This is a genomic window from Senimuribacter intestinalis (assembly GCF_943192965.1).
GTDB classification, from domain to species: Bacteria; Bacillota; Clostridia; order Peptostreptococcales; family Anaerovoracaceae; genus Senimuribacter; species Senimuribacter intestinalis.
Map to the genome: position 1 here is coordinate 96,215 of NZ_CALPCF010000003.1, position 20,774 is coordinate 116,988.

The 20,774-nt window shown below is 46.5% G+C and carries 22 protein-coding genes, 1 pseudogene, 1 riboswitch and 1 other annotated feature (1 of these 25 cut by a window edge); all 23 genes and pseudogenes read right to left on the minus strand.

Annotated elements, in window-relative coordinates:
* Positions 1–116 precede the first annotated feature (116 nt).
* The gene (gene citF / locus NFR88_RS03855) at positions 117–1,529 is read right to left on the minus strand and encodes a citrate lyase subunit alpha (protein ID WP_160200537.1); all 1,413 of its coding nucleotides are present in this window, start codon (positions 1,527–1,529) and stop codon (positions 117–119) included.
* A complete protein-coding gene (locus tag NFR88_RS03860) occupies positions 1,526–2,398 on the minus strand; it encodes an HpcH/HpaI aldolase/citrate lyase family protein (protein ID WP_202620424.1) in 873 nt (290 codons plus the stop codon). The genes citF and NFR88_RS03860 overlap by 4 nt, the downstream gene beginning before the upstream one ends.
* Positions 2,399–2,671 carry a citrate lyase acyl carrier protein gene (gene citD, locus NFR88_RS03865; protein ID WP_201759497.1) on the minus strand — a complete coding sequence of 91 codons (273 nt, stop codon included), beginning with the start codon at positions 2,669–2,671 and terminating at the stop codon, positions 2,399–2,401.
* Positions 2,668–3,639, minus strand: a complete 972-nt coding sequence (locus tag NFR88_RS03870; protein WP_251613640.1) for a triphosphoribosyl-dephospho-CoA synthase — start codon at positions 3,637–3,639, stop codon at positions 2,668–2,670. Before NFR88_RS03870 ends, citD begins: the two co-directional genes overlap by 4 nt.
* On the minus strand, positions 3,632–4,879 hold the full coding sequence (locus NFR88_RS03875) for a methylaspartate ammonia-lyase (RefSeq protein WP_251613642.1): 1,248 nt from the start codon (positions 4,877–4,879) through the stop codon (positions 3,632–3,634). The genes NFR88_RS03870 and NFR88_RS03875 overlap by 8 nt, the downstream gene beginning before the upstream one ends.
* Before the next feature lie 300 nt (positions 4,880–5,179).
* On the minus strand, positions 5,180–6,634 hold the full coding sequence (locus NFR88_RS03880; RefSeq protein ID WP_251613643.1) for a methylaspartate mutase subunit E: 1,455 nt from the start codon (positions 6,632–6,634) through the stop codon (positions 5,180–5,182).
* Entirely contained in the window at positions 6,618–8,012 is a 1,395-nt protein-coding gene (gene glmL / locus NFR88_RS03885) for a methylaspartate mutase accessory protein GlmL (protein WP_160200541.1), read from the minus strand. The genes NFR88_RS03880 and glmL overlap by 17 nt, the downstream gene beginning before the upstream one ends.
* 15 nt (positions 8,013–8,027) lie before the next feature.
* The gene (gene glmS / locus NFR88_RS03890) at positions 8,028–8,444 is read right to left on the minus strand and encodes a methylaspartate mutase subunit S (protein ID WP_160200542.1); all 417 of its coding nucleotides are present in this window, start codon (positions 8,442–8,444) and stop codon (positions 8,028–8,030) included.
* A gap of 175 nt (positions 8,445–8,619) precedes the next feature.
* Positions 8,620–8,933 (minus strand): annotated as a pseudogene (locus NFR88_RS15160) (HEPN domain-containing protein).
* Between the two features lie 79 nt (positions 8,934–9,012).
* A complete protein-coding gene (locus NFR88_RS03900) occupies positions 9,013–9,348 on the minus strand; it encodes a nucleotidyltransferase family protein (RefSeq protein ID WP_160200545.1) in 336 nt (111 codons plus the stop codon).
* Positions 9,349–9,458: 110 nt separating this feature from the next.
* Positions 9,459–10,577, minus strand: a complete 1,119-nt coding sequence (locus NFR88_RS03905) for an aldo/keto reductase (RefSeq protein WP_160200546.1) — start codon at positions 10,575–10,577, stop codon at positions 9,459–9,461.
* 23 nt (positions 10,578–10,600) lie between these two features.
* Positions 10,601–11,200 (minus strand): TetR/AcrR family transcriptional regulator, encoded by a 600-nt coding sequence (locus tag NFR88_RS03910; protein ID WP_160200547.1) that lies wholly within the window; start codon positions 11,198–11,200, stop codon positions 10,601–10,603.
* Between the two features lie 132 nt (positions 11,201–11,332).
* Positions 11,333–12,703, minus strand: a complete 1,371-nt coding sequence (locus tag NFR88_RS03915) for a radical SAM/SPASM domain-containing protein (protein WP_330588332.1) — start codon at positions 12,701–12,703, stop codon at positions 11,333–11,335.
* A gap of 134 nt (positions 12,704–12,837) precedes the next feature.
* A riboswitch (cobalamin riboswitch) is annotated at positions 12,838–13,029 on the minus strand.
* Positions 13,016–13,801, minus strand: a complete 786-nt coding sequence (locus tag NFR88_RS03920; RefSeq protein ID WP_251613646.1) for an ABC transporter permease subunit — start codon at positions 13,799–13,801, stop codon at positions 13,016–13,018. Its footprint overlaps the riboswitch before it by 14 nt.
* Positions 13,798–14,679: an ABC transporter ATP-binding protein gene (locus NFR88_RS03925; protein ID WP_251613651.1), complete on the minus strand. Its 882-nt coding sequence runs from the start codon at positions 14,677–14,679 to the stop codon at positions 13,798–13,800. The genes NFR88_RS03920 and NFR88_RS03925 overlap by 4 nt, the downstream gene beginning before the upstream one ends.
* Positions 14,680–14,683: 4 nt before the next feature.
* Positions 14,684–15,283 carry a TetR/AcrR family transcriptional regulator gene (locus NFR88_RS03930; RefSeq protein WP_371874436.1) on the minus strand — a complete coding sequence of 200 codons (600 nt, stop codon included), beginning with the start codon at positions 15,281–15,283 and terminating at the stop codon, positions 14,684–14,686.
* Positions 15,284–15,790: 507 nt separating this feature from the next.
* Positions 15,791–16,780, minus strand: a complete 990-nt coding sequence (locus NFR88_RS03935) for a GntR family transcriptional regulator (protein ID WP_251613657.1) — start codon at positions 16,778–16,780, stop codon at positions 15,791–15,793.
* A 2-nt stretch (positions 16,781–16,782) separates the two neighbouring features.
* Positions 16,783–17,340: a Fe-S-containing hydro-lyase gene (locus tag NFR88_RS03940; RefSeq protein ID WP_251613659.1), complete on the minus strand. Its 558-nt coding sequence runs from the start codon at positions 17,338–17,340 to the stop codon at positions 16,783–16,785.
* Between the two features lie 18 nt (positions 17,341–17,358).
* Complete coding sequence (locus NFR88_RS03945; RefSeq protein ID WP_251613662.1) at positions 17,359–18,198, minus strand: fumarate hydratase; 840 nt, start codon at positions 18,196–18,198, stop codon at positions 17,359–17,361.
* A 14-nt stretch (positions 18,199–18,212) separates the two neighbouring features.
* The gene (locus NFR88_RS03950; protein ID WP_243150974.1) at positions 18,213–19,073 is read right to left on the minus strand and encodes an alanine-tRNA synthetase second additional domain-containing protein; all 861 of its coding nucleotides are present in this window, start codon (positions 19,071–19,073) and stop codon (positions 18,213–18,215) included.
* Positions 19,074–19,596: 523 nt separating this feature from the next.
* The gene (gene rplT / locus NFR88_RS03955) at positions 19,597–19,956 is read right to left on the minus strand and encodes a 50S ribosomal protein L20 (RefSeq protein ID WP_160200577.1); all 360 of its coding nucleotides are present in this window, start codon (positions 19,954–19,956) and stop codon (positions 19,597–19,599) included.
* A gap of 19 nt (positions 19,957–19,975) precedes the next feature.
* Entirely contained in the window at positions 19,976–20,176 is a 201-nt protein-coding gene (gene rpmI / locus NFR88_RS03960) for a 50S ribosomal protein L35 (RefSeq protein WP_160200578.1), read from the minus strand.
* 33 nt (positions 20,177–20,209) lie between these two features.
* Positions 20,210–20,734 (minus strand): translation initiation factor IF-3, encoded by a 525-nt coding sequence (gene infC, locus NFR88_RS03965; protein WP_160200579.1) that lies wholly within the window; start codon positions 20,732–20,734, stop codon positions 20,210–20,212.
* A gap of 14 nt (positions 20,735–20,748) precedes the next feature.
* Positions 20,749–20,774: a sequence feature (ribosomal protein L20 leader region), on the minus strand; it runs 103 nt beyond the window's last position.

Consider the following 20,774-nt stretch of genomic DNA (forward strand, 5'->3'; position numbering starts at 1 on the left):
CTAAATCAGGAGGGTTTGCACAACTGCGGACTAATCCGCACTGCGGAAGTTGTACAAATCGAATTATATCTAACACATTTGCGAAAGCCCGTCTCCGCAAACAAATTCTGCGACTTCTATTTCACCGGCACGTTGTAAATAGTATCCAGCAGCGTTCCATCTCGATATAAAACCTTCGCTACTTCCTTGTTTCCAAGTGTCGGTTTCTTTGCTTTTCCGTTTTGCTTTTCAGCTGCATCCCGTAATTCTCTGATATCTACTACTGGAAGTCCTGCCGCTGCAAATTTTTCAGAAAGCTCTGGACGCAGCGGATTTACTGCGATGCCACGCTGGGTTACCAGCACATCGACTGTGGAGCCCGGTGTGGATTTGCAGAGAACCTCGTCCACTACGATTGGCAGACGGGCACGGGAAAGAGGCGCAACAATCATGGACATCTTTGCGCCGGCAGCTGTGTCACTGTGGCCGCCGCTGCCGCCCATGATATAGCCATTGGAATCGGTATGAACGTTGACATTAAAATTAGTGTCGATTTCAGTTGCGCCTAAAATTACCACATCCAAGCTGTCAACAGCGCTGCTAGCAGCAGAAGGACTTGCATAGTGAGATGCGCTCACCTCCCTATGATTTGGATTGGTTCTGATGGACTCCACCGCACCAAGGTCAAAGCACTGCACATCCAGCAGAGCTTTGAAGCAACCGCTTTTCATCATATCTACCATGTAACTAGTGATTCCCCCAAGACCGTAGCTGCCTTTGATACCGCGGGCAAGCATGATGTCCTGCAGGTATTTTGCAGCTGCAAGGGAGGCACCGCCTGCACCGGTCTGGAAAGAAAATCCATCGACCAGAAGACCGGATGCTTCAATGGCTCTTGCCGCGTAATCGGCAATCACAAGCCCTACCGGGTCTTTTGTGATTTTGGTTGTGCCAGAGACGATGCCTGATGGCTCTCCAATCTTGTCGACACAAACCACATAATCGATGTAATCCTCCGCAATGGAAAAATCCGTCAAAGGATAGTCTACCAGATTATCTGTAATTACCACAGAAGTTTTCGCATACATCGCATCCGCAAAAGCATATCCCAAGGAACCGCAGGCGGATTTTCCGTACTTACCTGTGCAGTTGCCCATAGGGTCTGCGGTCGGCGCCGCGATAAATGCCACGTCGATAGGCGACACACCGCTGATAATGTCAGAAGGTCTGCCTCCGTGGGTTCTGAAAATCACCGGCTTATCCAAGATCCCTTCGCTGACAGCCCTGCCCACAACGCCGCCCATATAGTCTGTTTCAATGCCGGTAATTACACCGTCTCTAATGTATTCGATAAAAGGCGCATGGGTATCAAAAATCGAGCTGATGTTGACATTCAAATCCCGGATGCCAAGCTCACTGATGACATCCAGCACCATCACTGCTACCATGTCGCCATTGCGCAGGTGATGATGAAAGGAAATCGTCATGCCGTCAGAAAGTCCCGAAAGTTTAATCGCCTCTTTCAAATCTTTTACTAATTTTGTTTTCATTTTACAGGACCTCCCTTCATTGCCTCTGCCGCCGCAAGGACCTGTCTTGCCCTAGCTACAATCGGTGCATCAATCATCTTGCCCCGCAGAGATACCACGCCTTTACCCTCGGCTTTTCCCTTTTCGATTGCCTCAAAGACATCACGGGCGTAGCGGATTTCTTCCTCTGTCGGACTAAAAATCTCATTGATAAAGCGCACGTGGCGCGGTGAAATAGAGGACTTTCCAGAAAATCCAAGGCTCTTTGCAAATTTCGCGTCGGCAATGAGACCTTCGTAATCTTCCACATCAGTCCAAGGTGTATCGTAAACGTCGATTCCTGCAGCCCGTGCCGCCATAACCATACGAGAGCGAGCATATAAAATTTCTGTTCCTTCCTTGGTACGCTTGCACTGTAAATCTGCAGTCAAGTCTTCTCCTCCAAGGAAAATCGCCGCAACTCTGGAATCTGCCGTTGCAATTTCAAAAGATTTTTCCACACCCAAAGCTGTTTCAATCAACGGAATCAGCTTAATTGTGCCAACTTCCATACCGCTGGTCTTTTCCACCTTGGCGATTGCGTCAGAGATGGTCTTTACATCATCTGCGCTGCTGACCTTGGTCGGCATAATCATGTCCGGTTTGACGGGTACGATGGCATCAAGATCCTTTTCCCAGTAAGGACTGTCGATTGGATTGATTCTAACGATGACTTCTTTTGTAAAATCAAGAGAACGGATTGCGTTTCTCACCAAAATTCTTGCAGAATCCTTTTCGGTCTGGGCAACTGCGTCCTCAAGGTCCAAAATCACGCTGTCAGAGCCGAGAAAATCTGCATTGAGCAGCATATTTGCACTGTTTCCCGGAAAAAATAGCATACTTCTTCTCATTTACTGCTCTCCTTTCCCGCGGCATATTGCCGTTTCAACTCTTGCACGAATCGTGCAGTCCACCGCACCTCTGTCACTGGCGGTGACCTTTACGTCGGTTTCTCCCAGTTCCTCCAGGGTCTGTCTGATGACTGCCTCGATTTCAGCGCCAAACTGCTCGTAAACCACAGATGTTACTGAAAGCACAACGCCGCTGCCAGAAGGCAAGGGTGCAATTTCTACATAAATATCGCTGGATTCAAGGGTTCCAGCGCACGCATTTGTTTTAATCATAGCGATACCTCATCAAAAATCATATATAACATGGTGCAAAACGCCAGCAAATCCGCACTGCCGCCAGGACTTAAATTTCGCTGGACACATGCGCGGTCAAACTCTCTCACCATGTCTAAACTTTTTTCACTCTTCCAATCTGCCTTTCGCAAAATCTCACCTGCTTTCTTCTGCATAAAAGCGAGACCTTCGGCGCCGCCTCTGTAGACCGCATTGCTGTCTTCTGCCCGCTCTATCAGCGCCAGCAAGGCTTTTACCAGTGCTGTTTCCTTCACCAGACCCTCGTAGAGGGCGCTTCTGAGAACAGGCAATCCTACCTGAAATGCAGTAGCAAATCCGGAGCTAGCCTCCGCCCGCACGCCGCCGCAGGCGGCGTGACCACGGGCGTGCAGCCCGTGGGTTGCTGCGGCAGTATCCTGCCGCAGCAGGGCGGCTGAAAGCTGAGCGCAAAGCGCCTGTAATTCAGCTTCTTTTAGATCTGCCTGCCCCTTTGGCTCCAGGACCGCAGTATGCGTTCCCTTTGTTACTTTAGCTAAAAGCATGCCAAGCGCACAGCACAAAATCCCCATAGAGAAAATAGCTCCTTTGTGGGTATTGACCCCTTTTGTCGCCGCATACATGGCGGTTTCTCCACATCTGCCGATACGGCGTAATACAGGAACCAACTGCGCCGGACTTTTTTTGTATCCGTCAATGCCGGCTTTGGCACAGGCTGTAAAGCAAGGAAGCAGCGCCGCGCTGCTTGCCAGAAACAGCGGATAGTCCATGTCGTCATGGGCTCCGCTGTTTTCTCTGTCTACAAGTCCCGGCTTTGGTGTCACCGCTGCCTCAATTCGCAGGGCGTTCACCGCCAGTTCTCCAATTTGTTCTGCTGTAAGCAGCGATAGCGCCGACTGCCCCTTTGCGTCCCGCAAGTCTACTCCGCCAAACAGTTCCGCGAGCAGTCCACCTTCTATCTCATTACGCATTTTTTGCTGACAGTTGTGCAAGGATTCTCTGCATTTCATTGTACACAATCATGTATCCTTCGTCTACGCCCATGCCTGGTTTTGCCAGAATCTGATCAGGCTGGGTTGCCATAGCCAGGTTGACGCAAACCTGCGCAGAGCGGTCTGTTTCGTTGCAGGTGCCGCCCTGGTAAGCGCCGATTCCTTTTTCTTTGCAGTAGATAACTGCTTCTACGATATTGTTGATTCCGCCAAGGTCTGGGGTCTTAATCTGTACCATGTGACCTGCCTTGTTATCAGCGAAATATTTGATGTCATCTAAAGTGTTGCACCATTCGTCTGCTACCAGTTCCACGTCGATTCCGCGGCGATCAACCTCTGCAGTCAGCGCTGCCAGCGCTTTCATCTGGGCTTCTCTCTCTTCTGCGTCCATCGGGCCTTCGATACGCAGCTTGAAAGGTTTTGCTGCCTCTACTAAAGTAGCGATATAGTCTGCCATCACTTCATAATTGTTGACACCGAATGCCATACCGATAGTACCATACACGTCGATATGCAGCACCGGCAGATAGTCCTCATCATGACGTAGAGCGATAATTCTGTCTCTCAGCCATTTTACATATTCCAGTAAAATACTACCGTCTTTTCCCAGTTTTGTATCTACGTTGTTAATCAGAGCATGAGGTAAAACATCAGCGCCCTTCATAATCATCTTGTCGGAGTTATCGTAACGGTTATCGCCGGACTGAGTGAAGATTGGAATCTGGCGATATTCCGGCGTGAGACCGTATTCGTCTGCGATAACTTCACACATCAGCAGCTTCTTTGCCTTTGCCACTGCGTCCAGCACTGCCTGGGTCACACCGTAACGAATTGCAGTGTGCAGACGCTTGCCGTCCACTTCTACGGCTTCTACTTCCGCTGCCAGTTCTCTGAAAGAATTCAATTCCTTTCCTTCCAAAACCGGAGCTACATGTTCCATGATAACAGGAATAAAGTCTTCTGCAAGGAACAGCGGATCTCTTCCGCCTGCTCCGCTGTACTGTACAGCTGCACAGTCACCGTAGGCAACCTGACCATCTTCCAAAACTACCATAACAGAAATGGATTCACCAGCCTGTCTTACTGCCTTAAAGCCGTCAGTTACCGGCTCTCCGATATATGCAGAACCATCGGACTTTGCACCTTTTTTAATCGCTCTCTGGTCGTCAAAGAAGAATCCGGTTCTTCCGCCAGAACAAATTATTTTTTTAATTTTCATTTCAATTCCCTCGTCTATATTTCAAACTACCATTTACACAATTTTCTGCGCTGACATATTTCCAAAAAAACTGCATTTTTGTCAGTCTTTTTGCGATTTTTACCGCAAAAACATGAATTTTTCTGTCTGAACACTGACAAACCAGACAAAATCCAAAGAAAATGTCAGTTTTGTCAGCATTTTTCCCAAAACTGCTGACAGATTAGACAAAAAACCGATTTTTTGTCAGTTTTGTCAACGTTCGCCCGTTTTTTCGCCTAGCATCACCAACGCCCACCAACGCCCACCAACGGCTCTCGATTATTTCCAAGGTCTGCCGACCAGTTTTCCTTTACTGATGGAGTAAACATCGTCGATTACCATCTGGAAAGAAGCATCTCTCTTTTCTGCCTGTGCACGTTCTTCAATTTTTTCTCTGTTGAAATCGATCAACTCTTTGGAAAGCGGCACATTGGCAGCATTTAAGATACGAATTGCGCCGTCATTGTCCCTTGCCGGCAGCATTTTTCCTGCGTTTAGTTTGCTCGGTGCAAACGGAATATCTAAAACACCTGCCTGGAATGCTCTAACAGTGCCCACTGCCAAATCGCCTTCGCCCAGTTCAAAGCACTTATCTACAATACAGCGGGTTTCTGCGGAAATAATCATCATTTCATTTACAACATGGCTGGTGTTGGAAAGCTGCTGGTCGCAGAGCATGTTGATCATCTGTTTAGTGCAGCGCAGTCCCTGTGCGTTTGCTTCCTTGGTCGGAACGCCGATTGCTTCGTGCGGTGTCTTTACGATAACTTTTGTTGCCTTTGACAGCGCTGCGATGGCGCTGCCCCAGGAAATAACGGAAAACGCCTGAGCTTCGTCCTGCGGGAAACCGCCCATCCACTGATGTAAAACAGTCGTTACTTCTACATCATTATAACCGTATCTCTTAAGGTATTCTTCAGTCAGACTGCCAAGGGAACGGATGGCTGCAACGTCCTGCACCAGATTGCCGCACTGACCGTAGCCGACTGTTATGTTCTTTACCCCCTGTTCAGCAGCCAGCAAACTCTCGATGATGGCTACAGAATGGGAAATGCAAGGCGGAACCAGAGTACCGGTAAGTGGTCCGTATGGCTCTCTGTTAATGCTGACGCCAGCTTCTTCATAAATACCGGTCAGTCTGTCGCAGTACTGCCAGTCCCTGATGGTTTTTTCCAGGCTGACATTTTTTGCATAAGGAATATTATAGGAAATACCGCCGCCTTCATAGCTTGTGAAACCGCCAGCGTAGGAGATTTCCGTCAGAAGTCTTGCGTCAGGTGTGCCGTGACGCACCTGTACCGGTGTGTTCAGTTCATTGATAATGGAGCGGCATGCATCTACACCGTGGTTTACGATGGGAAGACCGTTGAGCATGGACTTGCTCTCTCTAACCGATTCCTGAATGCCCACTTCCGCTTCTTTGTAGCGATTCTGTCTCGTATAGCTGTCTACTGTAGTCGGCAGCAGGTCTGCGCCACCCTTGTCCTGCAGATAAGTCAAGAGGTCGATATGCTCCTGCACTAGAGCAACACCAGCTCTCGGCTGCACTAAAGTCTTGCCCTCTTTCTTTGCCTTTACCAGCTTCTTTCCAAAGTTTTTGTTTTCCGGCAGGCTCTGATGAAATTCTACTGCCTTCTCAAAATTTACATCTGCGCCGGTCGGCCACTGGGTCAAAATTTCTTTCTGAATTCCATAGAAGTCATCGTTTGTCAGTTTCTTATTTTTCAATTCCATAGGATATCAACTCCTTTTTCATGATTCTTAGTGCTGTATCCGGCGCATGTTTGGCGAGAAGGCCCATGGCCGATAAAATATATGCTTTGTCCAGCAGGATTTCCGCCTGCCTCGGTTTTAAGGATGCGGCTTCTGCCACATCGTAAAGCACCCCTCTTGCGATTTTCTCTATATTCTTTGCGTGAATGAGAGATCCGCCCGTGATGACCGCTTTTTCTACAGCTGTCAGATCTTTACCTTCCTGCAGCCATGTTTCACCAACCGGCGTATAAACTTTTTCCACGCGTCCTGCGTGGCGGGTCATGCCCACCTTGACTGCCAAAGATGCCAGCGCAAAATCCAGCGCCGCAAGTTCTTCATTTTCAGGCAGTGTATCTGTTTTATCTGTAATCAGAGTAAGCAGCTGCTGCGCCCTCTCTGCAGACAACCCCGAAAGCCGGGAAACTGCGCCTATTCCGGCAGCTTCTACAATGCCTGCTGCACTGTAGCGCATGCCGATATCCCCTTCCACGGTTCGCTTTGCATAAGGCTCAGGCAATCCTTTGATGACCGTATTGACACCGCTTGGCTCGCCCAGACTCATGGAGTAAACGTCTGTGGTAGCGCCGCCTACATCTACGGCAACCAAATCTCCCAGTCCTGGCTCCTTATCTGTGCCCTTTGCCAATAGCTCCATAGCGGAAAGCACCGCCGCCGGTGTCGGCATCATAATGCCCGAAATCAGCTGACTGGCTTTAGAAAGTCCTTTTGCCTTGATGATTCTGTCAAGGAAAATTTCCCGAATGCAGTTTTGTGCCGGCTCGATGTTCAGTTCCCCAAACCGCGGCATCACGTTTTCTGTTACGATTACCTGCTTTCCGGCTTCCTCTAAAATCTTTCTGCAAGCACCTGCTGCATTGCGATTGCCCGCAACGACGATTGGAAATTCTGCGGAAATTCCTGCCAGCATCTGTGCATTTTCTATAATGGTGTCCTTATTGCCGCCGTCAGTACCTCCCGTTAAAAGGAAGATGTCAGGTTTCAGATTTTCGATTTCTTCTGCGTCCTCTTCGGTCAGCTGATAGGAATAAACCTTCATGACCTTCGCCCCTGCCCCAAGAGACGCCATCTTTGCTGCCTCGGCAGTCAATTCCGGCACCAATCCGCAGCTGATCATTTTCAGACCGCCAGCGGCACTGGAGCAAGCATACCTTGCATCAAAATCCACCGGACCGATTTTTTCCTCTAAAAGTGCCAGCGCATTTGCCAGTCCTTCATTAATATCGGTTTTTACAGTGGTGTAGCTTGCCGCTGTTGCGCAAAGCCGCTCTTCTGCAAGGTCCACGGCAGTTACCTTAGTATAGGTGCTGCCGAAATCTATTAATAGTATGTTCTTCATGACTTCACCGACCCATTACAGCCCCAAGTCCTCCTTCAGACACGAAATGGTGTCTTCCGGTGCTGTTCCCGGTCCAAATACCCGGTTAAAGCCCATTTTCTTAAATCTTGCTTCCACTTCGTCAAAAGGCTGCTTGCCGACTACGATATTGCCGCCTACATAGAGCAGAATATCAGAAAGACCTGCTTCGCTGCACTTTTCTCTAAGACCGCGGCAATCAAGCTCACCGTGACCGTAAAGGGAAGATACCATGATAGCATCTGCATCAGTTTCTACTGCTGCAGCAATGTATTCTTCCTGGGATACCATGACGCCCAAATTAGTCACATCAAACCCCGCTTCTTCAAAGGCGTGATTCAATATCTGGATCCCTACTGCATGAACATCTGCGCCAATGACGCCGATGACTAACTTCTTTTTGTTTTCTTCCATGATTCACCTCGAAATTCAAAATCGATAAATGTATTACATCTTTATAGTACATTGTTATATCTCATTTGTCTACAACCAGATTGTTTTTTTTTGGCACTTCTTATTCAATATGCATTTTGTGAAAAATTTGCACGAAAAAACAGACCCTATTCGGGTCTGCGTCATAGTCATTTCACTATAAATTTTGTGACTTTATATATGCCTCTATTGCATGAAAGAAAACTTCCGCCTCGTCTACCTGACGCTTTACATCTTCCTTTTCAATCACAAAGAAATCCCCATAATCACTCTCTGTTCTTAAAGAAAATGCGCTCTTAATAATATTAGAGAGCTGCTTTTCAAATACACCCGTCTTTATATATCTCATTTGAAAATTGGAAATCACTCCTGAATGTTGCGGAAATCCAACCCATCTAAAGCAAGTACTGCACGTGCTGCATGAAAAATTACATAATAAGAACGATTTGCTGCAGTATCATACATCCCCATTTCCAGAGTTCGCCTAGCGTCAGTCAAATACCGTTCAGCCTTTGACAATCTGTATAAGCATAAGTCCTTTTGCTCCTCACTATACAATACTGATTCCCTCCTTTATTACATTCTGAAAAAAAGGCAAAGAATCAGAATAGCGATGAAAGGTTTCTGTATCCTGCAGCTTAATCGAAAGCAGTACGCCATACTGCAAGTCAAGTTCCGAAGACAAGTCACTGACTTCTCTCCTGTAAGCTGCCAGCTCATTTTTTGAAAGATCCACAAGTGCCAGAATATCCAAATCTGACTCTTCATCATTATCCCCTCTAGCATAAGAACCATAAAGCCAAATATGATTTAGTTTGTTCCCAAAAATATGGCACAGTGCGCTGCGAAGCTCTTCTAAAATATGATTCAGTTCCAGGATTCTCACTTGCACCACCTCCTTGCTTATTTATCCCTATTATACTATTTCCATTATAGAAAATCCATACAAAATTATAAAGAGCTGCAGGCATCTTTTACCTACAGCTGCTTTAATTCTTATAACAACTCTTCCGTTACCTTTTTCAACTCTTCTCTAATTGCGATGTGCTGCGGACATGCCTCCTCACATTTACCGCAACCGATACATTCCTTCGCCTGTTTCAGACCGTGACCGGAAACCAGCCAGCTTTCCTGATGCTGCGCCATGGCTTTGTCCCGATAAAGGGTCAGGTAGTTCATGGCAGTAAAGGATCCGGAGATGCCAATCTGTATCGGGCAGACCTTTGCGCAATAATTACAGACAGTACACGGAATCATCGGTATCCTCGCCAGTTCCTCCTGCGCATTTTTCAGCGTTTCTCTCTGCTCTGCAGTAAGTCCTGTAAATTCCCTCATGTAGGACAGATTATCTTCCATCTGCGCTACATTGCTCATGCCGGAAAGTACTGTCATCACCCCGTCTAAATCAGCCGCAAAGCGAACTGCCCACGAAGCAACCGATGAATCCGGTTCTGCTTCTTTAAAAATCTTAACGACAGATTCCGGCGGTGTTGCCAACATGCCCCCTTTTACTGGTTCCATAACGATAACCGGCTTGCCGTGTTTTTTTGCCACTTCGTAACAGCCTCTGGACTGTACAGTCGGATTTTCCCAATCCGCATAGTTGATCTGCAGCTGCACAAACTCCATCTCCGGATGGGCTGTCAGAATCTCTTCCAGTTCCTCCGGGGTAGAATGAAAAGAAAATCCGACATGCTTAATCAGTCCCGCCTTTTTCTTTTCCTGCACCCAGTTCCACATATCATACTCGTCGAAATAACGGCTTCTGCCCTCTCCCAAATTGTGCAGCAAATAAAAATCGAAATATCCTGCGCCTGTCTGTTTCAAAGAAACCTCAAACTGTTCATAGGCTTCTTCCTTGGTCTTGCAATTAATCCATGCTGCATTCTTTGTGGCTAGCTGAAAGCTTTCCCGTGGATATCTTTCAACCAGCGCCTTGCGAATCGCATCTTCCGAACCAGCATAAGCCCAGGCTGTATCAAAATATGTAAATCCCGCTTCCATAAACAAATCGACCATTTTACTGGTTTCCTCTACATCGATGACGCCGTCCTTCTGCGGCAGTCTCATCAATCCGAATCCCAGCTTCTTAATGTCTTTCCCAAGGTCATTCATCACATTTCCTCCTTTTTGTTGAATTAAAGTGCGTACGCTTTGAAAATCTCTGGCAGACAGGTCTCGCAAAATTCTTCTGTGCGCGCTCTCAGACTGTAGCTGCCGTCACTTACACTCCAGCAGAACATCTGCCCGTAAAGTATATCCGCCAAAGTATGGGTTAAAACTTCTGCCGGCGTATCTTTTGCCAGATTTCCTTCTTCTACCCCTGCCTGAATCAATCGGCTGATCGAATCCAGATCAAACTTGAGCTTTCCACGGGGACCTGTCTCCTCCGAAGAAGAAATATCAGACAAACTTCTGATCCACTCCTGAGAAAGCTTATATCCGCTGTCTTCAATACATGCCGAAAAATGCACCATATAATAGATGATTTTTTCTATGAAAGTATCCTGCAGGCTCATGGCCTTATCCAAAACCTCGCTGAAAGCACCATATCCAAGCGCAAATACAATATCCTCTTTCTTCTTAAAATAAGTATAAAAGGTGCCCTTCGAAACACCTGCCAGTGCAGTGATCTCGTCAACTGTCGCCTGAGAAAGTCCTTTCTCTGCGATAATTTTGCTGCCTGCATCCAGCAGTTTTTTCTTTGTTGCAAGGGCAGCAATCTGTCTGCTCGTCATAAGCGTGCCTCCTTTTTCTTTATTATACTGTATAATTGACTATCAGTCAATGACTTATAGTCAATTTTAAAAAAACTGCACTGCTTGATATTTCCTCATCAAACAGCGCAGCTTATCTCTTGCAGCATATGTTTATTTCCTATCCTGCTCCCACAGTTTATCTGCCACCGGCGCCCAGTTCTTTGCATATTCTGTGCACTTTCCACAAAGATGCTCACAGGATTCCGGCGCTTCTAAATCCGTAGATTTTGCTCCGGTCTTCTTTACTAATTCCTGCAGAATTCCTGGGTTTTCCAGCATAGGGCAAGGCCGCAGATGATTGTCATTAAACGGCTGTCCATCACGATATGCAAGAAATAGCGGCTGACGCAAACAATCAAGAAGTGACTTTTCTTTGATATTAGCGCCGGAGTAGTGAATAAATACACAAGGTTCCACGTCTCCGTTGGCATTGATATGGCAATACCTTTCCCCTGCCGCAATGCAGCCATGTACAAACTCTCCATCGTTTTGAAAGTCAATCGCAAATATCTCTTTACCACCTGTAATACCGCGGATTTCCCTGATTTTATCGTGCATATAAACTCTCTGTTCCGGTGTCAAAAGCAGTTCTGTACTCGCATTGACACCCACCGGCATATAATGGAAATACCATGCAAAAACACAGCCTTTATCGATAAGCATATCCAGGAATTCATCACTGGTTACAGTCAAATAGTTCTTGCTCGTATAGCAAATCGACACACCGAAAGGAATTCTCTTTTCATGCATCAAATCCATCGCCGCCAAGGCTTTCTGGAAATGGCCTTCTCCTCTTCTCCCGTCGTTGCTTTCTTCAAAACCCTCAATGCTAACCGATACAAAGAAATTACCTACTCGAAGAAGGTCGTCACAGAATGCTTCATCAATCAGTGTACCGTTGGTAAACGCATGAAATGCACAATCGCTGTGTTTTTCGCACAGACGGATAATTTCCTTTTTCTTAATCAGCGGTTCGCCGCCGGTGAACAGAAAAGCGTGAATACCCAATTCTTTACCTTCTGTGATAATTCTATCCATATCCTCAAAAGAAAGGTTCATTTTATCGCCATATTCCGCAGCCCAACAACCGGTACAGTGCATATTGCACGCTGTTGTAGGGTCCATCAGAATAATCCATGGAATATTGCACTGGTATCTTTCAGACATTTTCAGAGAAGTCTTGTAACCACGAAAACCAGACTCATATCCGGCATTTAAAGCAAAGGTCTTCAAAATATGCGGATCCACATTGCGCAAAATATTTTGTGTATAATGGGTCCACTTGCTATTCGGGTCTTTTGCCAGCTTTCTCAAAAGTTCATAGGAAGAACCTTCCCATGCGTCTCCTAAAATTTTCTCCAGCATATTAATCATAGGAAGCATAACTTCGGTCAAATCCTTTTCCTGTCCCTTGTTGATAATCGACTCCAAGCCTTTTTCGAAGGCTTTTCTTTCCATGATATGTTTTACATCCTTTACCAAAATATTCCACCTCCAGTTTATTCGTCTCTATGAAGATATATTTCCTTTTTTTCGTAACATATTATACTGCACTTTTCAAAAATTAGAACTAGACAATTTCCTGGATTTGACTAATCAAAAGCTGCACCAAAATGGTGCAGCCCGTATTTTCTGCATGTCTCCTAACTCAAAGGGCATCGTTCTTACTCACCTTCCCGTTTCCAGGGGCTAGTCTAAAACCCTCGAACAAGAACTCTCCCTTACAGTGGCGGTACCGTGCAGGATTCTCACCTGCTTCCATCTTAGCGCCCAATCCAATCGGGAGAACATGATTTAATAAATATCTTTTTTTACATACCGCAAATAGCCGGCTCCAATCCCAAGCAGCCCAATTACCATCCCGATTGCGACCAGTGTCCCATCGAGACTGCCCGCTGTCACGATATCCGCTCCTTCGCAGTAGGCGAAAGGCGTCACATATTTTAAAAACGCCGCCGCTTCCGCAATGTTGGCAATGAGATTCAGAAAATACATCATAAAAGCGATGCCAAGTCCGGCGCCCACGCTGCCTTTACGTGTGAAAGCAGAAATCCCGAAGCAAATCCCCGCCAGCTCCAGTTGCAGCAGATAATACGCAAGATGCAGCAAATTGATTTCCCTCCAGGGAATCGCTTCACCTACCGCCGCTATAGCGCACACAGAAATCCCATAAACCAGCAGATTCATCGCCGTCACCTGCACCAATACCGCAAGGAGTTTTTCTGTCACGACCCGCCTGCGGCTAATCGGATGGGTCAGCAGAAATTCAGCCGTTCCATCTTTTTCTTCCTTGCTCAAAATACCAGCCGCGCACAGACAGGCATAGAATGCGCCGCCAAGCCCCAGCACATTACCGCATTCCACAGCATAAAACCCAGTCAGCCTGCCGAAGTTCAGACGGTCCATTCCAAAAGCGTCGGAAAAAGAGCCCATGGAAGCAAACACATCGCCAACACTCTCCATCTGTCCTTTCATCTCCGGAAAGAGGAAGATGCAAACTGCCAGAAGAAAAGAAATCGCCGCGGTCCAAATCAAAAACGAAACGCGACCCTGTCTCAGCTCATGTCTAACCAATATCACAGCGCCTCACCATCCTTTTCATAATAGTGAAGAAATACCTCTTCCAAATCCGGCTCAGATACGGCGAGATCCGCAATCTGTCCATCCGCAAGCCTTCTCAGCAACTTGTTCATATCGCCGCTGTAAAGAAAGCTGGTCTGCCCCGCAATCTCTTTCCGGTCACGAATTCCGCAAAGTCCGTCAAGATTTACGCTGCCGCAAACCGCAACACGCCTGGCGCTGGTGCGAGAAAGGGCTTCTACCCGATCGCAGGCAATGATCTTTCCTGCTCGAATGATGGCGGCGCGGCTGCAATTTCGCTGCACCTCCGACAAAATATGACTGGACAAAAAAATAGTCGTTCCATCTGCATTGCGCTCCCGAAGAATTTCAAAAAATTCTTTCTGCATCAGTGGGTCAAGACCGCTGGTCGGTTCGTCCAGAATTAAAATTTCCGGCTGATGCTGCAGCGCGCAGACAATGGCGACTTTTTTCCTGTTACCAAAAGAGAGTTCCTCCACTTTTCGTTTCTCAGAAAGTTGTAATCTTTCACAAAGCCGCACAGCTTCCTTTCTGCAGTCCTTTTTTCGCAAGTCCGCAGACAGCTTCAAGATATCTTTCACCCGCATTCCGCGATAAAAAATTGCTTCCGACGGAAGATATCCAGTCCTGGCAAGAATCTGCTCTCTTTCTTCGCAAGCAGCAAGTCCGCTCACCCAGGCGTCTCCTCCGGTCTTTTTTATGAGCCCCATCATCGTGCGGATTGTCGTAGATTTCCCTGCGCCGTTGGGACCGATGAATCCAAAGAATTCTCCTTCGGAAACGGTCAGACTGACGCCAGAGATTCCCCGGTTTTTTCCATAATATTTAGTCAAATTTTCTAACTTGATTGCATCCATCTCGTCACTCCTTCCGAAGATAAATACTTTTCCAAAATGCGATCAGTCTGGTAAAATCCTTTTCCATTTCTGCGGTATTCACAGGTCCTCGCTGCACCATCTCCCACAGATATCCTTCCGACGCCCAGTACATCTCCCTGTACATCATGGGAATATCCAGTCCTGGCACAAACTGCGCCGGATCAAAGTTGATACGGGCGCGATCCGCTTTCAGGTTAAAATACCGGTGATAGCTTTCAGAAACAGCTGCGCAGATTTCCGGGTCCTTTTCGTAAAATGCTTTGATGGTAAAATTCGCCATGTCCGGATACTGACTGATCAGTTCCATTTTTGCCCGCATGCCCCGTTCCATACTCTCAAACAACCCCTGCTGACTGTAGCATTCGCATTCAGTCAAATATGCAATGGTCTTCTTTGCACAAGTATCCCACAAAAACAGATATAATTCCTTCTTGTTGTGAAAATAGTGAAACAGCAGCGATTTGCTGATTCCCGCTGCCTCTGCGATTTCACGCATAGGACTGTTATGATAGGTATTCTGCGAAAAACCTTGTAACCTGCATTGATGATTGCTTGCTGTTTTTCTTCCGGCAAAGAAAAAAATTTTTCGTTCACGGTAACTCCTCCATTCCCGACCGACTTTATTCTATTATAAAGCCGTTGACCGATTTTGAGAAGGGTGCAATTCCTTCTATCCAGTTTCCTGGTATTTTTCTACGGCAGGTTTTGCATATGATTGTGCATATGTCGCCACTTCATCACTAATTTGCACAACTTCCACTCCTGCTGGTTGTGCAAATCCTACTGCCCACGCTGCCTCTTGCACAACTTTTGCGCTCCGTAACGCGAAAAAACATTTTTTTCATCAAAAAAGTTGTGCAAAACGAGTCATTTTTATCTTGCTTTGCACAACATACATAATATTAAACGCCACGATTTTCGTAAAAGTTGTGCAAATTACTTTTTTCAAGCTTTCCCTGCACAACCGAACCAACAAAAAGTTGTGTAGAAACAATTTTTATCGCATCATCTGCACAACCGCAATCTGAAAACGCGTATCTCCCGCAATACATTCTTCTGACCCTGCGATTAAATATCACAGATAACGCAATCACATGCTCCGCTTCTTGTTCATCACCCGTTTAATCTGATCTACCACGTGGAGAAAAGACCCCTTGTCCACCTTATAACTATAGGAAACCAGTTCCCCGCCCCGCTCGCAAAAGCTGCGCAAAAACTGCTTTTCCTTAGACGCGATAAAGGTTTCATAGCCTTCCGGCACGATGACTACATCGTTCTCAGCAAAGAACTGTTCCTCTTTTCCAAAGAACCCCGCAAGCTGCGTCGCCATCCCTTCACTCCAGCTGCCCAGCCCCTGGCAGTTATTTCTGACTACACCCGCGAATGCGTCGCTGGCGCAGAAAATGCCCACCTTCTGCGTATCTCCAATTTTAGCCAGACGGACAATGGTATGCACCGACGGCGTCATGGCAACCATCGCAAGCGGTTTATTGCTTCTTAGGTAGGATTCCACCTCTGTAAAATGGGTGGACGTAGTTAAAATCAAATCGTAATCCGCATTGAGACTTTCCGCTGCTTCCTCGATTCTATCAAGATCAAAGGCTGCCGTCTCAGCATAGCCAATCTGGGAAAGCTGCCCCTCAATCATCTGTAGCGTCTCAGGATTACAGTCCACCAAAGCAACCTTCACCACATCGTATTTTTCCGCAAGCCCCCTCAGCTTCAGATCTAGATAGATTTCCATTTCTCTCGGCGTAAACCCCAGACTTTCCAGTCTGGTGAAGAGTTGGTCGATTGCTATCATGGCTTTTTCTTTACGGCTGGCAAAATCCTCTTTCTGATCTATGACAAAAGAACCGCTGCCCTGCACCATTTCTACAAAACCCTGTTCTTCCAGATACTCATAAGCGTGTTTGATGGTACCGCACGCTACACCGATTTCTCCGGAAAGATCCCGCACCGTTGGCAATTTAAACCCCGCAGCCAGCTTCCCGTCTTTAATTGCATCGGAAATCCGCTCCGCAATTTGCTTGTAAATCGGCTTTTGACTTGCCGTATCCAGCTTAAAATCCACAAACATAGCTATTTCTCCACGGCAAGATATGCTTTCCTGCCGTCTTCATACAAATTATTTCCCTGACTATCGATGATCACAACTGCCGGAAGGTTTTCCACTTCCAAACGGCGCACCGCCTCTGCGCCCAAATCTTCATAGCAGACTACTTCCGCTTTTTTGATGCACTTGGCAAGGAGCGCCCCAGCTCCGCCGATGGCGCCAAAGTATACCGCACCGTTTCGTTTCATGGCCTCGATTACCTCTGGCGAACGCTTGCCTTTTCCAATCATGCCCTTAAGTCCCAGATCCAAAAGCGCCGGTGCATATGCGTCCATACGGTAGCTGGTGGTTGGCCCCGCAGAACCGATCACCTGACCCGGTTTTGCCGGCGCAGGACCTACATAGTAAATAATACTGTCCTTCACATCGATGGGAAGCGTCTTTCCCTCTGCCAAAAGTTCGCAAAGTCGCTTGTGAGCAGCATCTCTTCCCGTATAAATCACGCCGCTAATCAGTACATTATCTCCTGCGCGCAGGTCTTTTGTCTTATCTGCCGTCAGCGGCATCGTAATTTTCTTCTCCATATCTTTCCGCCTCTCCTTCTATAATACTGCACTCTTATGTCTGGTTACATGGCAGTTGATATTGACTGCGCACGGAAGCCCTGCAATATGGGTTGGCAAGGTCTCGATGTTGACTGCAAGCGCCGTGGTTTTTCCGCCAAAGCCCTGCGGTCCAATACCAAGTGCGTTGATTTTCTCCAGCATTTCTTTTTCAAGGTCTTCATAGAACGGATTTGCATTTCTCTCATCTGCCGGACGCATAAGTGCTTTCTTCGCAAGAAATGCCGCTTTGTCAAAGGTGCCGCCAATGCCTACGCCCACCACGATAGGCGGACATGGATTAGGTCCTGCATCCTCTACCACCTTCAGAATAAATTCTTTTACACCGGCAAGACCGTCAGAGGGTTTCAACATCTTAATCTGGCTCATGTTTTCACTGCCAAAGCCCTTTGGCGCAACGGTAATTTTTAAGGCGTTGCCTGGCACGATGTCATAGTAAATCACCGCCGGCGTATTGTCTCCTGTATTGACTCTATCGATGGGATCCTTGACGCAGGATTTGCGCAGGAAACCTTCAGTATAGCCCCGGCGCACGCCTTCGTCTACAGCCTCCTTCAAATTTCCGTCGATGTGCACCTCCTGCCCAATCTCAAGAAAAACGCAGGCAAGGCCGGTATCCTGACAGATTGGCACGTTGTCTGTATCTGCAATCTGATAGTTCTCTTCGATTTTATCTAAAATATTTTTTGCAATGTCAAAAGGCTCACAGGCTTTGCACCCTGCAATAGCCCCTTTGATATCCTCCGGCAGATGGCAGTTTGCCTCGATACAAAGGTCTCTGACCGTCTGCGTAATCTGTTCTGCTTTGATTTCTCTCATGATATATTCCTTCCTTAAATATGCAGCTTAATTCTGTTCAAGTCACCCGTTTCCACATCCCAGCGCTCGCCTACAAGCCCAATAATCAAATACATCTCCTGCATGGAGTCATAAAAGATTTCTTTCAGCAGGCGGAAGTTTTCAATCTCGCCGGTAGAACGGACGTGGATTCTAGGACCCGTGCAAGGGTGTACCAACTCGCCGATTTTCACGTGATCCTCGTCAAAAAAGCTGACAGAAAGATCCTGAGCGATGTATTCGTTGACTGCATTTTTCAGCGCATCGATGTCGATATCCGGTTTTTCCTTAAAGCCCAAAGAAAAGCCTCTCTTGATATCTCCATGATAGCACTTTTGGAAAAGCTCCTGGGGCATGCAGTGCTCCACAAGGTCTTCTGCGGTATGCGCCATCTTACGATAACGAACGGACTTGTGCACAGTCTCCGCAATATCCTGAGGAAGCGGTCCAAATAAGTTCGGTCTGGTAATGATAATCTGCTCCCCTACACCGATTAAAAGCTGTGCGTTGGTTTTCAGGAAAGGAAACAGTAGTTCAAAGTGCTCGATGATGACTCTGCGCCCTTTCTTAATGGCTTTTTCGGTCGCTTCTGCCAGTTCGTGCATTTGTGTAAATGCAGACTCAAAGCGCACATCCATGTGATAAGTATGAGGTGCATAAAACCCTTCGTCTTCGTCTACATCTAAAATCGGCAGTGGTCTTACATTGACGCCGCTGTCATCATTGCAGAGGTCCAGACCCGGAAACATGCCCTTAATCAGCATGCTCTTTCCGGCGCCTGCCTCACCGATAATTCCAATGAGTTTATCTTCCGGATCCAAATACTGCTGCGCAATCTGCATCCCCAGCTCCAGCATACGCCTGTTTCCTCGGGGTGCAAAAAACACGCTATATAAATGAGGAGAATTGACCATATAATTTCTTTGTTTCGGCATTTTTCCAACCTACTTTCTTTACGTATTCATTGTCATCATTGTATCACATTTTTTATGATACATCTACTATTTTGTATCAGATACAATTTTGGTGCAATTTGCTTTTCCCGCTTCTCTCCCGCAGACAATGCCCGCTAGCAATGCCCTCTGTACATAAATTTCAAGTTTTCCCTCAAAATATGCACGTTCTTCAGAAAGTCTGTGCATATTTCTTACAAAATCATAGAATGTATGCACTTTTTGCCTGCAGACAGGTCTATCAACACGCTTTTAACGGCGCAAACTCCTGTGATTGTGCATATTTTCGACAGTTTCTTTGATTTTATGCACACATTTGTGCATATTTTAGGAAATATCGCCTGAAATATGCACACTGGGCTAACGCGACAGAAACTCCTAAAAAAAGAAGATGACTTCATTCCATCTTCTCAAATTATTATATGATTTATTTTCCGCAGTTCTTCTTTGCAGTTTCGCAAAGCTGTGCAAATGCAGCTGCGTCGTGGATAGCCAGTTCAGACAGCATCTTTCTGTTGATTTCGATACCGCTCTTCTTAAGACCGTCCATCAGTCTGCTGTAGGACATGCCGTTCATTCTTGCAGCAGCGTTGATTCTTGCGATCCACATCTGTCTGTACTGTCTCTTCTTTAACTTTCTGCCAACGTAAGCAGATCTCAGCGCTCTCATTACTGCAGGGTTAGCTGCTCTGAAGACCTTGCTCTTCTGTCCATAGTAACCCTTTGCTAATTTTAAAATTTTCTTATGTCTCTTGTGGGCGTTTACGCCTTTCTTTACTCTTGCCATGATTCATTACCTCCTAAAACTATTTTGCCATTGATCTTAACATTCTCTTAGTGTCAGCACTGGTTAAAATTGTGGATTTTCTAAGACCCATCTTTCTCTTCGGAGTCTTCTTAGTAAGAATATGGCTCTTGTATGCCTTGTTTCTCTTGATTTTACCGGTTCCGGTTAATTTCAGTCTTTTGCATGCGCCTCTGTGGGACTTCATCTTATTCTTTGCCATGATGATTTTTTCCTCCTATGTTAATACAAAGTTTTACTTATCAGTTTTCGGTGCCAGGAACATGGTAAGGCTTCTGCCTTCAAATGTCGGCTTCTTATCAATGGTGCTGACCTCACTGCAGCATTCTGCGAACTTATCCATAACTTCGCGGCCTTTTGCAGTATAGTCTTTTTCTCTTCCTCTAAATCTGAGACTCACCTTGACTTTGTCCCCATCCTGCAGGAATTTGCAAGCGGTCTTAGCCTTCACCTGAATGTCATGATCTTCGATAAAGGTACTCAGTCTGATTTCCTTTACCTGCATGTTCTTCTGCTTTTTCTTGGCTTCTTTTTCTCTCTTCTGGATTTCGTATCTGTACTTTCCATAATCGAGAATCTTACATACCGGCGGCTTGGCGTTAGGTGAAATATTGACCAGGTCAAGCTTCTTCTCATCTGCCAAAGCAAGCGCCTCGTCTCTGCTCATAATACCGAGCATCTGACCGGTTTCATCGATGACACGCAGTTCTTTGTCACGAATTTCTTCGTTGATCTTGTTCTCCTTACTAATGGTTCGCACCTCCTGTGGTTTCTACACAAACAAGAAAGCGGGCACTTCA

What these genes read in the sequence shown, in the direction of transcription:
- citF (WP_160200537.1), bottom strand. Translation starts at nt 1,529, where the DNA reads ATGAAAACAAAATTAGTAAAAGATTTGAAAGAGGCGATTAAACTTTCG.
- NFR88_RS03860 (WP_202620424.1), bottom strand. Translation starts at nt 2,398, where the DNA reads ATGAGAAGAAGTATGCTATTTTTTCCGGGAAACAGTGCAAATATGCTG.
- citD (WP_201759497.1), bottom strand. Translation starts at nt 2,671, where the DNA reads ATGATTAAAACAAATGCGTGCGCTGGAACCCTTGAATCCAGCGATATT.
- NFR88_RS03870 (WP_251613640.1), bottom strand. Translation starts at nt 3,639, where the DNA reads ATGCGTAATGAGATAGAAGGTGGACTGCTCGCGGAACTGTTTGGCGGA.
- NFR88_RS03875 (WP_251613642.1), bottom strand. Translation starts at nt 4,879, where the DNA reads ATGAAAATTAAAAAAATAATTTGTTCTGGCGGAAGAACCGGATTCTTC.
- NFR88_RS03880 (WP_251613643.1), bottom strand. Translation starts at nt 6,634, where the DNA reads ATGGAATTGAAAAATAAGAAACTGACAAACGATGACTTCTATGGAATT.
- glmL (WP_160200541.1), bottom strand. Translation starts at nt 8,012, where the DNA reads ATGAAGAACATACTATTAATAGATTTCGGCAGCACCTATACTAAGGTA.
- glmS (WP_160200542.1), bottom strand. Translation starts at nt 8,444, where the DNA reads ATGGAAGAAAACAAAAAGAAGTTAGTCATCGGCGTCATTGGCGCAGAT.
- NFR88_RS03905 (WP_160200546.1), bottom strand. Translation starts at nt 10,577, where the DNA reads ATGAATGACCTTGGGAAAGACATTAAGAAGCTGGGATTCGGATTGATG.
- NFR88_RS03910 (WP_160200547.1), bottom strand. Translation starts at nt 11,200, where the DNA reads ATGACGAGCAGACAGATTGCTGCCCTTGCAACAAAGAAAAAACTGCTG.
- NFR88_RS03925 (WP_251613651.1), bottom strand. Translation starts at nt 14,679, where the DNA reads ATGGATGCAATCAAGTTAGAAAATTTGACTAAATATTATGGAAAAAAC.
- NFR88_RS03935 (WP_251613657.1), bottom strand. Translation starts at nt 16,780, where the DNA reads ATGTTTGTGGATTTTAAGCTGGATACGGCAAGTCAAAAGCCGATTTAC.
- NFR88_RS03940 (WP_251613659.1), bottom strand. Translation starts at nt 17,340, where the DNA reads ATGGAGAAGAAAATTACGATGCCGCTGACGGCAGATAAGACAAAAGAC.
- NFR88_RS03945 (WP_251613662.1), bottom strand. Translation starts at nt 18,198, where the DNA reads ATGAGAGAAATCAAAGCAGAACAGATTACGCAGACGGTCAGAGACCTT.
- NFR88_RS03950 (WP_243150974.1), bottom strand. Translation starts at nt 19,073, where the DNA reads ATGCTGGAGCTGGGGATGCAGATTGCGCAGCAGTATTTGGATCCGGAA.
- rplT (WP_160200577.1), bottom strand. Translation starts at nt 19,956, where the DNA reads ATGGCAAGAGTAAAGAAAGGCGTAAACGCCCACAAGAGACATAAGAAA.
- rpmI (WP_160200578.1), bottom strand. Translation starts at nt 20,176, where the DNA reads ATGGCAAAGAATAAGATGAAGTCCCACAGAGGCGCATGCAAAAGACTG.